The following is an 11,865-nucleotide window of genomic DNA, read 5'->3' as shown; positions in this document are numbered from 1 at the left end:
CTTGGGTTCCCGGAAGCGCTCGGGCGGTTAGCTCAGGGGTAGAGCACCACATTCACACTGTGGGGGTCGCAGGTTCGAAACCTGCACCGCCCACCAAGATTTCTCTTGGTGGACATCGAGCGCTGGATTCACGGGGTGGCCTGAAAAAGGCCGAAGCAGGTTCTGATTGGGCGGTTAGCTCAGGGGTAGAGCACCACATTCACACTGTGGGGGTCGCAGGTTCGAAACCTGCACCGCCCACCAATCACCCGCTTGCAGCAAACCGGCCTTGAGCCGGTTTTTTGCTTTTGGGCCGTTCAAGGGGTCTCGGCCGGCATTGGGAACTGCACCTGAGTCCAGGCCTGCCACCGCGGGGTTTCGCGGGCGGCCGCAGCGGCCGCCTGGTCGCCGTAGAAATAGACGTTCATCCCCACCATGCAGGGTCCGCCCATGTCGACCGCGCCAAAGGCTGCGACGGCCGGCCCCGGCTTGTCGACCCGCACCAGGATGTCGTAGGGCGACTCGCTCATGTACTCCACGATGCCGCTGAGCTCCGGCACGCCGGCGGGCGCCGTCCAGCGCTGGCCGACGCTCGCGGCTTGCAGCCCCAGCGCGCCGGTCAGCGACTGCCAGGCTTGGGCTTCCGTGCCCGGCACAGGGACCATCCATTTCGTCAGCGTCGAGGCCTGGCCGCGGAAATGCGTCAGGTAGATCTGCAGCGTGCGCAGGAAGGCGCTCCATCCGGACTCGACATATTCCAGCTGGTCGTCCCAATCGTCGGTGCTGGCAAAGAGGCTGTGGACGAGGCGAAGCGTGCACGTGCCGCCGGCCTGCGCCTCGATGTGCCACTCGGCTGCGATGGGTGGTGAGCCAGGCGCGAGACCCTCGCCCTGCATGGCGAGCATGTGCGGCGGGTCCCAGGTCGTCACCACCGAGCGCGGGGCCATGCCCGTGCCGAAGTCCAGCTTCAAGGCATGGGGCTTGCCATCGCGCTGCTCGAATTCGGCCGGCATCAGCCAGGACGAAATGCCGGGACCGGTGGCGATGGCCTGCCAGACCTCTTCCGGCGTGCCGGGGACCTCGAACTCGATCTGGACGGATCGGCGTCCTGAGGCTTCTCGCTTCACGGTCATGATGGCTCCTTGGGCTCGGATTTCTTCGGCGCCGGGTGCGCCACCACCACGAGGCGATGCGCGCGGCCGCCGGGGGCGGTTTCGTCGTGGTAGTTCCAGGCCAGCTTGGCGATGGCCTCGGTGAGTTCGTTGCTGAAGGCGGCGCGGTCCGCGGCCGACCGGAAGCGGATCTCGGTATCCACCGCCAGCGTGGCCAGGCGCTTGCCCGAGTCGTTTGAAGAGCGCACCAGCGCGCCCAGCTCGCGAACGATGCGGGCGCCCAGGGCAATCAGGTAGCTGGCGGACAGCCTGTCGCCTTCACGCGCCGGGTCGGCACCGGCCGCGCCCAGGGCGCTCGGCGAGACGACGTAGGAAGCCGCAGTCGCCACCAGCAGCCGTTCCGTCAGCCCGCCCCATCTGCGCTCCTCGGCCAGCTGCACCAGCCCATGCGCTTCCAGCGCGTTCAGGTGGTAGGTGACCTTCTGTCGGGCCAGGCCGACCCGCGCCGCCAAGGTCGCGGCCGAGATGGGCTCCGTCAGTTCCGAAAGCAACAGGCTTCGTATGGGGTCCAGGGCCGCCGTGGCGGCCGCCGGGTTCTCGATGACTTCGACATCCAACATGAAGCCAATTTAGCTTTGACAAATTTAATTGTCAATGCGCTGAACACCGTTCAGCCAAGCTGCCGAAGCGCCCAGCTCAGGATGCCCTCCGGCCCCTGGAACTCGTCGATGGAACGCACCGGAATGTCCGGGTGCCGTTCGCGCCACATGGCCGCCAGCGCGCTGCCCGGGCCGATCTCCAGCACGCAGCGGACGCGGCGTTCGGCAATGCAGTCCATGCAGTCGTCCCAACGCACGGTGCTGGCGATCTGGCCCGCCAGGGCCGAGGCGAGTGCGGCGGGGCTGCGGCTGGCGGCCCCCGTGAAGTTGCAGGCCACGGCGCTGCGCGGTGCGTGCAGATCCAGCGCGGCAAGCTGCCGCGAGAAGGCCGTCACGGCCGGCGCCATGGCCGCGGTATGCGAAGCCAGGCCCACGGGCAGGCGCGTACACCGCAGGCCAGCGGCGCCCCAACGCGCTGCGCACTCGTCCAGGTCTTCCGCGGCCCCGCCGACGATGACGCGTTCCGCGCTGATGCGGATGGCGATGGAGACAGCGGGCCACGCCTGGGCCAGGGGCAGGGCGTGAGGCCCTTGAACGGCGAGCAATCCCGTGCGCCGGCCCACCACGCTCTCGTCCATGGCCTGCGCGCGCGCCGCCGCGAGATCGAGAGCCGTGTCGGCGTCGAACACACCCGCCGCCGCGAAGGCGGCGAGTTCACCGACGCTATAGCCAGCCACCACCAGCGGCTGCGGCAACTGCGCTGCCAGCGTCTGCCAGGCGGCGATGCCCACGCCCGTCAACAGCAACTGGGCGACCCGGTTGACATGCAGCCAGCCCGGGTCGTTCAGGGCATCACGCCAGTCCGGCCGCAGGTGCCGGGCCAGGGCGTCCAGCGCCGGCTTGGCGGCGGGCTGCGCATCCAGCCAGGGCAGCATCTGCGCATGCTGGGCGCCCTGCCCGGGGAAGAGCAGTGCGAGGGTCACTGGTGCACCCTCCGGCCTGCGGCCTGTCCCGCCAAGCGGGAGCGAGCTTGCTTGGGGCGGCCCGGCGCGGCGCTCATTCAGCTCAGGCGCTCCAGCCAGCAGGCGGCGGCGAGCGTATCGGCCGTGCCGCCGGGCGACAGATTGCGCCGCACGAACTCGGCTGCGAGGGCTTGGGCGGCTTCCTGACCTCGGGATGCGCCACCCGTGGCGAGAAAGTCTCTAGCGCTCGCCTGGGCGAAGCGCAGCCCTTCGAGGCCGCCGCGGTGGGCGAGGTTGCTGTCGTCCAGCACGGCCATGATGGCAAACAGCGTGTCCAGGCGCGCGTCTTGAGTCGACAGGCCGCGAGCCCGGTTCAATGCCGGCACTGCCGTCTCGAACAGCGTCGGGAAGCCCATCGCGGCTTCGGCCGAAGCGCTGCGCAGATTGAAGCGCCGCGCCGCCAGGCCACCCGGCAGCGTGGGCGACCGCTGCGCGCGTCTGGTGAGCGCCTCGCCCCAGCGTGCCAGCAGCGTCTGCCTGATCAATGCCGGCGTGGGGCGTCGGCCCAGTGCGCCCGCTGCAGCACAGAGCAGGCCCAGCATGAAGATGGCGCCGCGGTGGGTGTTGATGCCGCCCGTTGCCGCCAGCATGCGGGCCTCGGCCGCGATGCCGCAGCGCTCCAGCGCTTCGAAGGGCGCGCCCTCGGCCCCCAGCTCGGCGATGCGAACGAAGTAGCCGCGCAGCGCAAACAGGCTGCGCATGAAGGTGTGGGCGTCCATGTCGGCATGGCTGCCGCGGTCGGTCAATGTGACGAGGCCGGGCTTGGGCGACAGCGCGAGCTCGTCGTAGAGGGCCAGCGTGGCGGCGCGGCCGATCTCATGGGCGGTCGGTGCGAGCGAGGTGCACGCAAGGGCTCTCATGCCATCGCCTCCATGGAAGCGCCGTGAAGCCGTTTCACCAGCAAAGCCTGAGCACCGCCACGGCGCCAGGCCAGCCATTCGCGCCAGGCCACGGCGGCGTCGCCGTCAAAAACCAGTTCGCCATCCAGGCGGCGGGAGAGTGAGGTGAAGGCGTTCAAGGCCGCGGCGACGGCGTCGGCCTGTTCGGCGCTGCTCACGCCCACCCAGACGTCGAGGTCGGAGCCGTCGCGCACATGCGGGAGCCCGGTCAGGTGCTGCCAGCCGTGGCTGCCGTAGACGCGTGCCGTCGCACCGCTGGCCCGCAGAGCCAGCGCAAGATGGCGTGCCGGCGGTCGGGCGTTCGGGGGCAGTTGCATGACGATCTGGTCCAGGCGCGGGAACTCGTCGAAATACAGCACGTCGGTCCGCGCCACACGCAGAGCGAGGCGGCGATGGCTCCAGCGGCGCGGGGCACACAGGCCCATCGCGAGGGCCTCATCGGCGCCTTGGCGCGTGACGACGAGGGGCAAGCCTTGTTCGGCCCAGTGACCCAGGCATTCCTGCGCCTCGGCGTCCCAATCGCGATCCAGCAGCCGCTGCCAGCCCGCAGCCGACAGCCTTGCGATCTGGTGGCGGTGCAGGGCGGTCATGGCCTCAGGCCGCGTCGAGCACGCGCTGCATGACGCTGGCGGCCAGGTGGCGGCCACCGCGCGCCGCACCGTCCTCGGCGCGGCGGTCCGCGGTCGGCGCGTCCGCCAACGCCTCGCGAAGGGCTTGCGCCAGGTCGCCCTGCCAGAGCCGGCGCACGCCGCCCATGGCGACATAGTTGCCGACCCCTGGCGCGAACACCGGGTTGGACTCGGACAGCTGGGCCAGCAGCGCCTCGGGCAGCTTGGTGACGCGGGCCATGGCCGGCAGGCGCATGACGCGGATCTCGGCCTCGGGGAGGGCGTCGCAGGCGTCGGCGATCAGCCCGGAGGTGATGAAACCACCCGACAGCGCCTGGTCGTAGACGAGGCCGAGCACGCGGTGGCCGCGGCGGCGGGCCAGGTCGATGCACATGCCGAGATGGGCCATGGCGCGGTTGATGCCCAGCAGTTCGTCGCGGCGGCGCAGCTGCTGGCCTTGGGTGTCGATCAGCAGCAGCATGGCGCGGCCGGGGTGGTTTGCCATCGTGTCGAGCACGGCGCGGGCCTGCACCAGCGCGAGTTGCACGCCGATGGGGGCGTGGGCTGTGGTGCCAATGACGGCGAGGGGTTCGCCGTCAAACTCGACCTCGCCGCGCAGGCAATCGCCGTCGCGCTCGATGCCGTGGTCAGCGCCGAAGAGCTGGGTTGCAAGCGTCTGCCAGTCCATCAGTGGGCTCCCAGGGCCAGCACACCGGCCACGTCGAGATCGGGCACGCGGGCAGCGTTCTGCACGCCCATGGCGGACCACAGCGCGGTGGCTTCGGCGCCATCGAAGTCCAGCCGGGCGGCCAGCCGCGCGTGCTCGACTTCGAGCAAGTCCAGCGTGACCGGCCGCGCTGAATCCAGCGCCGCAATGGCTGCCTCACGGAAGGCGGCGACGTCGTCTTCCACCAGCACGTCGCAGTCGCCGCTCAGCCAGCGGTGCTTGCCGCCGGTGGTGCGCCAGACCAGCGCTCGGTCACGCGAGTCGAACTCCTCGACGCCGTGCGAGGCCTCGATGACTTCGGGGCCGGACATGGCCAGGCGGCCGAGGTCGCTCATGACGATGTGGTCGGCGCAGCGCGCGACGATGCCCATGCCGCCGAAGCAGCCGTTGGCCCCGCCAATCAGCACGATGACCGGGATGCCGGCCGCGCGCACATCGAGCAGCGCGCGCATGACTTCGGAGACGGCGATGAGGCCGGCGTTCGCTTCATGCAGGCGCACGCCGCCGGATTCGGCCAGCAGCAGCACCGCGCGTGGCTTGTCGCGCAGGGCGCGCTTGAGCAGGCCGACCAGCTTGGCGCCATGCACCTCGCCGACGCCGCCACCCATGAACTGGCCTTCCTGCGCGGCAACGAAGACCTCGCTGCCTGCCAACGTCGCGCGCCCGATGGCCACGCCGTCGTCGAAGGAGGAGGGCACGCCGAGCTGGGCGAGATGAGGGCTGGTCAGCCGCATCGCAGGCGGCAGCCATTCATGGAAGCTGCCGGCATCGACGACCATGGCCAAGCGTTCGCGCGCCGAGCATTCTGCGTAAGAAGACATCATGGCTGCAGCTCCTGCGCGGCCTGGTCCAGCCGCAGGCTGACGACGGCGGGTGTGGCGCCCATGTCGTGGATGGACAGCTGCACGCCGGCGAGCTGGTGGCGCTGGTGGAAGTCGCTGACGACGGCCGACCAGATAGTGCCGAAGCCGCGCGCCGAGGTTTCGATGTGGACGCGGCAGTCGCTGCCGGCCGCGGGTTCCAGCAGCACTTCGAGATTGCCGGAGCCGACCACGCCGACCAGCACCGGCGTGAAATTGCCGGCCGGGCGCGTGCCGGTGAGGGCGTAGTCCAGGGTTTCGAGGCCAGGGGTGGTCATCTTCTCCTCCTCACCAGTTGCGGAAACGCTTGGGTGGGCTGTAGAGGCCACCCGAGGCGCGCACGAGGTCGCGCATGCTGCGTGCGGCGAGCAGGTTGCGCGTGGCGTCGCGCGGGTCGATGCCGAGGTCGGCAGGCCGCTTGATGACGCCACGGTCACGCAGGTTCTCCACCATGCGCGCGTCGCGCGCCAGGCCCACCGCCGTGTAGCCGGCCACGCCGCGGATGGCCTGCTCGCGCTCCTCGTCGCTGCGGCACAGCAGCAGGTTGGCAATGCCTTCCTCGGTCAGGATGTGGCTCACGTCGTCGCCGTAGATCATGATCGGCGGCAGGGCCATACCGGCCTGCTCCTGCAGCGTCCAGGCATCGAGGCGTTCGACGAAGGCCGGCTGCATGTGCTCGCGGAAGGTCTCGACCATCTGCACCACCAGCTTCTGGCCGCGTGGCGTGCCGGCGGCACCCGGCCGGCCATCGCGCACCTCACGGCCGGCCTTCAGCCAGGCGGGGCTGGCGTGGCGGCGACCGCGCGCATCGGCGCCCATGTTGGGGGCGCCGCCAAAACCGGTGATGCGGCCCAGCGTCGCGGTGGAGCTGTTGCCCTGCAGGTCGATCTGCAGCGTGGAGCCGATGAAGAGGTCGCAGGCGTAATGGCCGGCCGCCTGGCAGAAGGCGCGGTTGCTGCGCAGGCTGCCGTCGGCGCCGGTGAAGAAGACGTCGGAGCGGGCGCGGATGTAGTCCTCCATGCCCAGCTCGGAGCCGAAGGAGTGGATGGACTCGACCCAACCGGCCTCGATGGCGGGGATCAGCGCTGGGTGCGGGTTCAACGCCCAGTGCTTGCAGATCTTGCCCTTCAGCCCCAGCGACTCGGCATAGGTAGGCAGCAGCAACTCGATGGCCGCCGTGTCGAAGCCGATGCCGTGGTTGAGGCGCTGCACGCCGTACTCGGCATAGATGCCCTTGATGGCCATCATGGCCATCAGCACCTGGATCTCGCTGATCTGCGCCGGGTCGCGGGTGAACAGCGGCTCGACGAGGTTGGGGCGCGGCGCCTGCACGACGAAGTCCACCCAGTCGGCGGGGATGTCGATGCGTGGCAGGACATCCACGATCTCGTTGACCTGGGCGATGACGATGCCGCCCGAGAAGGCCGTGGCCTCGACGATGGCCGGCGTGTCCTCGGTGTTGGGGCCGGTGTAGAGATTGCCTTGCGCATCCGCGGCATGCGCGGCCACGAGGGCCACCTTGGGCGTCAGGTCGACGAAGTAGCGGGCGAAGAGTTCCAGGTAGGTGTGGATGGCGCCGATCTCGATGCCGCCACTGCTGACCAGCTTGGCCAGGCGCGCGCCCTGCGGGCCGGAGAAGGAAAAGTCCAGCCGCTTGGCGATGCCGCTCTCGAACACGTCCAGGTGCTCGGGCAGGGCCAGCACCGACTGCACCATGTGCAGGTCGCGCACGCGCTGCGGGTTCACCTGGGTCAGCGACTCCGCCAGGAAGTCGGCCTGCTTCTGGTTATTGCCTTCCAGGCAGACACGGTCGCCGGGCTGCAGCACGGCCTCCAGCAGCGGCACGATGGCCTCGGTGGCGACGCGTCGGCCCTGCACGCCGCTGACTTCAGCGGCTCGAGCGAGGCGCTCACGACGCTGGCGGTCGCGCAGATTCCAGGCGGGAGCGTTCATCGTCAGCTCCTCAGTGCGCCTTGGCGGCGACGCCCATCACCAGGTCAGGCAGCGCCGTCGCGATGCCCGGGAAGATGCAGATCAGCAGCACCGCCAGCAGCATCAGCACGACGAAGGGCAGCACGCCCCAGATGATGTCGCGCAGGTCGATGTCGGGCGCGATGTTCTTGATGACGAAGATGTTCAGGCCTACCGGCGGGTGGATGAGGCCGGTCTCCATGACGATGGTCATCAGGATGCCGAACCAGATCAGGTCGAACCCCGCGGCCTTGAGCGGCGGCAGGATGATGGGCGCCGTCATCAGGATGATGCTGACCGGCGGCAGGAAGAAGCCCAGCAGGATGACCATCAGCAGCACCGCCGCCAGCAGCACCCATTTGGACAGCTGCATGCCGACGATCCACTCCGCCGTCGCCTGGCTGATGTGCAGATAGCTCATCACGTACGAGAACAGCAGTGACATGCCGATGATGAACATCAGCATGGTCGACTCCTTCAGCGTCGACGTGAGGATGGGCGCCACGTCCTTGGGGCGCCAGACGCCGTAGATGATGGCGATCAGCGCCAGCGCCAGCAGGGCGCCCAGGCCGGCGGTTTCCGACGGCGTCGCGAAGCCGCCATACAGCGCCACCATGACGCCGATCAGCAGCAGCACGAAGGGCACGACGCGCGGCAGCATCTCGAACTTCTGGCGGTTCGTGAAGGTCTCGTTGGCCAGCAGGGCCGAGGCAGCACCGGTGCGCTTGTACTCGGCCTCGGCCAGCGCATATTCCTTGCGGTAGCGCAAGGCCGCATAGGTGGCGAACAGCGCGACCAGCAGCACGCCCGGCATGATGCCGGCCAGGAAGAGCCGGCCCAGCGACTGCTCGGCCGCCACTGCATACAGGATCATCGTGATCGACGGCGGCAGCAGGATGCCCAGGGTGCCGCCGGCCGCGATGATGCCGGCCGCAAAGCCCGGCGAGTAGCCGCGCTTGCGCATCTCCGGGATGCCGGCGCTGCCGATGGCCGAGCAGGTCGCCGGGCTGGAGCCGGCCATGGCCGCGAACAGCGCGCAGGCGAACACATTGGCAATGCCCAGGCCGCCGGGGATGCGGCCCATCCACACATGCATGGCGGCGTAGAGGTCCTGGCCGGCGCGTGACTTGCCGATGGCCGCGCCCTTCAGGATGAAGAGGGGAATGGAGAGCAGCGTGATGCTGGCCATCTCCTCGTAGACGTTCTGGGTGACGGTGTCGAGTGCCGAGGCCGGCATGAAGATGGCCATGAACAGCACCGCGACGCTGCCGAGCGCGAACGCGATCGGCGCGCCCGAGAACATGAACAGCAGCGTGACGACGCCGAACAGCGAGCCCAGTAAAAGCATGCTCATGCTGCTGCTCCTTGTGCAGGTTTGAAGAGGCCGTTGATGCGGGCCGTGAGCTGCACCAGCAACTGCAGGCTCAACAGCGTCATGCCCAGGGCCATCAGGCCGTAGGGAATCCACAGTGGCGGCGCCCAGGAGGACGACGTCGTCTGGCCCTCGGCCCAGGCCTCGTGGAACAGCGTCCAGGACTTCCAGGCGAAGAAGGCGCAGAAGGCCGTGCACATCAGGTCCACCAGCATCAGGCGCAGGCGGTTGAGCGAGCGCGGCAGCAGGCCGGCCATGGCCTCGATGCCGACGTGGCCGCGCAAGGCCTGCACGAAGGCGCCGCACAGGAAGGTGGCACCGACCAGGCAGAACACGGCGGCCTCGTCCTGCCAGTCGGTGGACGCCTTCATCACATAGCGCGACACGACGCTGTAGGTCAGCACGCAGGACGCCACCAGCAGGGCCAGCATGCCGAGCACCACCATGGCGTGGTTGACGAAGTTCAGTGCCCGGGCGACGGGCCGCAGCAGCGCGGGTGTGTCGGGGTCGATGCCGGCGACCACCGCCGGCTGCATTTCAAAACCGTGGCTCATGTCGGCCTCAGAGCAGCTTCTGAGCGGCCTTGAGGATGGCGGCGCAGGACTCGTTCTTCTCGCCGAAGTCCTTCCACGCGGTGTCGCGTGCGATGGCCTGCCACTTCTTCAGCGTCGGCTCGTCCATGTCATAGACCTTGGCGCCGGCCTTGGCGTAGATCGCAGCCGCCGCCTGGTCATCGGCCTTGGCGGCTTCGCGGGCAAAGACCTCCATCTCGGCGCCGACGGCCATCACGATGTCCTGCTGCGCCTTGGGCAGCTTGTTGAAGACCTCCTTGGAGATCATCAGCGGCTCGAACATGAACCAGTAGGTGCGTTGGCGGCCCGAGGTCAGGTGCTTGGCGATCTCCTCCAGCTTGAAGGAGATGAAGCTGGTGGAGGACGTCATGGCGGCGTCCATGGCGCCGGTCTGCATCGCCGCGTAGATCTCGTTGGACGGCAGCGTGATGACGGAGGCGCCGGCCTGCTTGAGCATCATGTCCATCTCGCGGCTGCCGCCGCGCACCTTCAGGCCCTTGGCGTCATCCGGCGTCACCAGCGGCCGTGCGCGGCTGGCCACGCCGCCGGCCTGCCAGACCCAGCTGACGATGATGACGCCCTTGTCGTCCAGCACCTTGGACAGCAGCTTGCCGACCTCGGCGGTCTTCCAGGCCGCGCCCTGCTCGTAGCTGGGCACCAGGGCCGGCATCAGGCCGGCATTGGTTTCGGCCACCTCGCCACCGGCATAGGACAGCGGCACCAGGCTCATATCCAGCGCGCCCTTGCGCATGGCCGAGAACTGCGCGTTGGTCTTCATCAGCGACGAGCCCGGGTAGACCGAGGCCTTCAGCGCGCCGCTGCTGCGCTTCTCGACCTCGGCGGCGAACTTGCGGCATAGGCGGTCGCGGAAGTCGCCCTCGGTCAGCGTGCCGCTGGGGAACTGGTGCGAGATCTTCAGGCTGCCCGCCTGGGCGAAAGCGGTGGGCCAGGCAGTGGCAGCGGCGGTCGCGGCCAGCCAATCGCGTCGGGTCAGGGTCATGCTTGTCTCCAGAGTCCGCCATCAGTGACGGTATGCGGCCGCAGTGTGGGAGCGGCCCCCTGGACGATCAATCAACCCCGCCGGATGACGTTTACGCCGGCTGCAAGGATCGTGGGTTAACCCTTGTTCAACCTAGGGGTCTGGCGGCCTGGAGTTCCGCCGAGTGGCTGCGGCAGGCGGCCAGCAGCGACAGCAGGTTGGGATCGCGCTCGCGCGTACGCAGGAAGACGACGCTGATCTTCTGGCGCATCTGGAAGCGCGGCTGCAAAGGCACCAGGACCACGTTGCGCGGCAGCACGCCGCGGATGCGACCCGGCAGCACGGTGCAGCCGATGCCGCCGCCCACCAGGTTCATCAGCGAGAAGATGTCGTTGGTCGTCATGACGACATGGGGATCGAAGCCGGCCACGCGGAAGGCGTCGATGAAGCGGTCGTGGGTCACATAGCCTTCGTTCAGCGACACGAAGCGCTCGTCGGCGCAGGCGCTGAGGTCGATCTCGGGCTGCTGGGCATAGGGCGAGTCGGCCGGCGCGGCGAAGAAGATGTCGTCCTCGAACAGCAGCTGCGACTCGACGTCGCTCGCGCCTTCGGGATGGCCCATGACGGTGGCGTCCACGCTGCCCTCGCGCAGCTTGCGCAGCAGGTCGTTGTTGGAGCCCAGCACCAACTCGGTCTGGATGTCGGGCTTGCGCAGGCGCAGGCCCATGATGAGGGCCGGCACGGTGACGCTGGTCAGTGAATAGAGAGATCCGATGCGAATTCGGTCGGCGGCATAGCCAGCGATCTCGCGCGTCGCGCGGATGCCATGGGCCATGGTCTGCAGCACCTCGCGTGCGACATCGGCCAGCGCATGGGCGGCGTCGGTGGGTTGCAGGTTGCGGCCTTCGAGCCGGAACAGGCTGCAGCGCGTACCCGTCTCCAGAGAATGCAATGCGCGGTGCACGCTGACGGCGCTGATGCCCAGCCGCTCCGCCGCCCGCGCCAGATTGCCGCTCTCCATGAAGGCGAGCAGGATCTCCAGCTTGCGGAAGGTGATCTCTTCGTCGATGCGGTTGAGCATGACGGAGCATCGTAGCGAGTGCCCGGCGCGCGCGGGCGGCGCATCGTCAGCCTGCGTGCGCGACCTTGACGCCGGCTGTCGGCG

The 11,865-nt window shown here is 68.9% G+C and carries 13 protein-coding genes and 2 tRNA genes; 2 read left to right on the top strand and 13 right to left on the bottom strand.

All coding sequences use genetic code 11. The features are described 5' to 3' along the window. Positions 1 to 21: 21 nt before the first annotated feature. Both AC1DW3_RS22400 and AC1DW3_RS22395 read left to right on the top strand, forming a co-directional pair. A tRNA-Val gene (locus AC1DW3_RS22400) sits at positions 22 to 96 on the top strand. A 72-nt stretch (positions 97 to 168) separates the two neighbouring features. Further along, positions 169 to 243, top strand: a tRNA-Val gene (locus tag AC1DW3_RS22395). A 53-nt stretch (positions 244 to 296) separates the two neighbouring features. On the opposite strand, the gene AC1DW3_RS22390 is transcribed toward AC1DW3_RS22395, so the two are convergent. The 13 genes from AC1DW3_RS22390 to AC1DW3_RS22330 all read right to left on the bottom strand — a co-directional run bounded on the left by AC1DW3_RS22390 (position 297) and on the right by AC1DW3_RS22330 (position 11,781). After that, positions 297 to 1,112: an SRPBCC family protein gene (locus AC1DW3_RS22390; RefSeq protein ID WP_477935027.1), complete on the bottom strand. Its 816-nt coding sequence runs from the start codon at positions 1,110 to 1,112 to the stop codon at positions 297 to 299. After that, positions 1,109 to 1,711: a helix-turn-helix domain-containing protein gene (locus AC1DW3_RS22385; protein ID WP_477935025.1), complete on the bottom strand. Its 603-nt coding sequence runs from the start codon at positions 1,709 to 1,711 to the stop codon at positions 1,109 to 1,111. The genes AC1DW3_RS22390 and AC1DW3_RS22385 overlap by 4 nt, the downstream gene beginning before the upstream one ends. 50 nt (positions 1,712 to 1,761) lie before the next feature. After that, positions 1,762 to 2,673 (bottom strand): acyltransferase domain-containing protein, encoded by a 912-nt coding sequence (locus AC1DW3_RS22380; protein WP_477935023.1) that lies wholly within the window; start codon positions 2,671 to 2,673, stop codon positions 1,762 to 1,764. A gap of 77 nt (positions 2,674 to 2,750) precedes the next feature. Beyond that, on the bottom strand, positions 2,751 to 3,572 hold the full coding sequence (gene mdcB / locus AC1DW3_RS22375) for a triphosphoribosyl-dephospho-CoA synthase MdcB (protein ID WP_477935021.1): 822 nt from the start codon (positions 3,570 to 3,572) through the stop codon (positions 2,751 to 2,753). Continuing rightward, entirely contained in the window at positions 3,569 to 4,201 is a 633-nt protein-coding gene (gene mdcG, locus AC1DW3_RS22370) for a malonate decarboxylase holo-[acyl-carrier-protein] synthase (protein ID WP_477935019.1), read from the bottom strand. The genes mdcB and mdcG overlap by 4 nt, the downstream gene beginning before the upstream one ends. 4 nt (positions 4,202 to 4,205) lie before the next feature. Continuing rightward, positions 4,206 to 4,907: a biotin-independent malonate decarboxylase subunit gamma gene (locus AC1DW3_RS22365; protein ID WP_477935017.1), complete on the bottom strand. Its 702-nt coding sequence runs from the start codon at positions 4,905 to 4,907 to the stop codon at positions 4,206 to 4,208. Continuing rightward, positions 4,907 to 5,767 carry a biotin-independent malonate decarboxylase subunit beta gene (locus AC1DW3_RS22360; RefSeq protein ID WP_477935015.1) on the bottom strand — a complete coding sequence of 287 codons (861 nt, stop codon included), beginning with the start codon at positions 5,765 to 5,767 and terminating at the stop codon, positions 4,907 to 4,909. The genes AC1DW3_RS22365 and AC1DW3_RS22360 overlap by 1 nt, the downstream gene beginning before the upstream one ends. Further along, entirely contained in the window at positions 5,767 to 6,084 is a 318-nt protein-coding gene (gene mdcC, locus AC1DW3_RS22355) for a malonate decarboxylase acyl carrier protein (RefSeq protein WP_477935013.1), read from the bottom strand. The genes AC1DW3_RS22360 and mdcC overlap by 1 nt, the downstream gene beginning before the upstream one ends. 10 nt (positions 6,085 to 6,094) lie before the next feature. Beyond that, the gene (gene mdcA / locus AC1DW3_RS22350; protein WP_477935011.1) at positions 6,095 to 7,759 is read right to left on the bottom strand and encodes a malonate decarboxylase subunit alpha; all 1,665 of its coding nucleotides are present in this window, start codon (positions 7,757 to 7,759) and stop codon (positions 6,095 to 6,097) included. Positions 7,760 to 7,769: 10 nt separating this feature from the next. After that, a complete protein-coding gene (locus AC1DW3_RS22345) occupies positions 7,770 to 9,131 on the bottom strand; it encodes a TRAP transporter large permease (protein WP_477935009.1) in 1,362 nt (453 codons plus the stop codon). Continuing rightward, positions 9,128 to 9,703, bottom strand: coding sequence for a TRAP transporter small permease (locus tag AC1DW3_RS22340; protein WP_477935007.1), 576 nt, complete (start codon positions 9,701 to 9,703; stop codon positions 9,128 to 9,130). Before AC1DW3_RS22340 ends, AC1DW3_RS22345 begins: the two co-directional genes overlap by 4 nt. Before the next feature lie 7 nt (positions 9,704 to 9,710). Then, the gene (gene dctP, locus AC1DW3_RS22335) at positions 9,711 to 10,721 is read right to left on the bottom strand and encodes a TRAP transporter substrate-binding protein DctP (RefSeq protein ID WP_477935005.1); all 1,011 of its coding nucleotides are present in this window, start codon (positions 10,719 to 10,721) and stop codon (positions 9,711 to 9,713) included. 127 nt (positions 10,722 to 10,848) lie between these two features. Further along, positions 10,849 to 11,781 (bottom strand): LysR substrate-binding domain-containing protein, encoded by a 933-nt coding sequence (locus tag AC1DW3_RS22330; protein WP_477935003.1) that lies wholly within the window; start codon positions 11,779 to 11,781, stop codon positions 10,849 to 10,851. Between the last annotated feature and the right edge of the window lie 84 nt (positions 11,782 to 11,865).

The sequence above is a fragment of the Roseateles sp. P2_H4 genome (assembly GCF_056403315.1).
This window is presented reverse-complemented; position numbering and strand designations above follow the sequence as displayed.

Excerpts from the sequence above, each read along its gene's own strand:
- AC1DW3_RS22390 (WP_477935027.1), bottom strand. The coding sequence starts at position 1,112 with ATGACCGTGAAGCGAGAAGCCTCAGGACGCCGATCCGTCCAGATCGAG.
- AC1DW3_RS22385 (WP_477935025.1), bottom strand. The coding sequence starts at position 1,711 with ATGTTGGATGTCGAAGTCATCGAGAACCCGGCGGCCGCCACGGCGGCC.
- mdcB (WP_477935021.1), bottom strand. The coding sequence starts at position 3,572 with ATGAGAGCCCTTGCGTGCACCTCGCTCGCACCGACCGCCCATGAGATC.
- mdcG (WP_477935019.1), bottom strand. The coding sequence starts at position 4,201 with ATGACCGCCCTGCACCGCCACCAGATCGCAAGGCTGTCGGCTGCGGGC.
- AC1DW3_RS22365 (WP_477935017.1), bottom strand. The coding sequence starts at position 4,907 with ATGGACTGGCAGACGCTTGCAACCCAGCTCTTCGGCGCTGACCACGGC.
- AC1DW3_RS22360 (WP_477935015.1), bottom strand. The coding sequence starts at position 5,767 with ATGTCTTCTTACGCAGAATGCTCGGCGCGCGAACGCTTGGCCATGGTC.
- mdcC (WP_477935013.1), bottom strand. The coding sequence starts at position 6,084 with ATGACCACCCCTGGCCTCGAAACCCTGGACTACGCCCTCACCGGCACG.
- mdcA (WP_477935011.1), bottom strand. The coding sequence starts at position 7,759 with ATGAACGCTCCCGCCTGGAATCTGCGCGACCGCCAGCGTCGTGAGCGC.
- AC1DW3_RS22345 (WP_477935009.1), bottom strand. The coding sequence starts at position 9,131 with ATGAGCATGCTTTTACTGGGCTCGCTGTTCGGCGTCGTCACGCTGCTG.
- AC1DW3_RS22340 (WP_477935007.1), bottom strand. The coding sequence starts at position 9,703 with ATGAGCCACGGTTTTGAAATGCAGCCGGCGGTGGTCGCCGGCATCGAC.
- dctP (WP_477935005.1), bottom strand. The coding sequence starts at position 10,721 with ATGACCCTGACCCGACGCGATTGGCTGGCCGCGACCGCCGCTGCCACT.
- AC1DW3_RS22330 (WP_477935003.1), bottom strand. The coding sequence starts at position 11,781 with ATGCTCAACCGCATCGACGAAGAGATCACCTTCCGCAAGCTGGAGATC.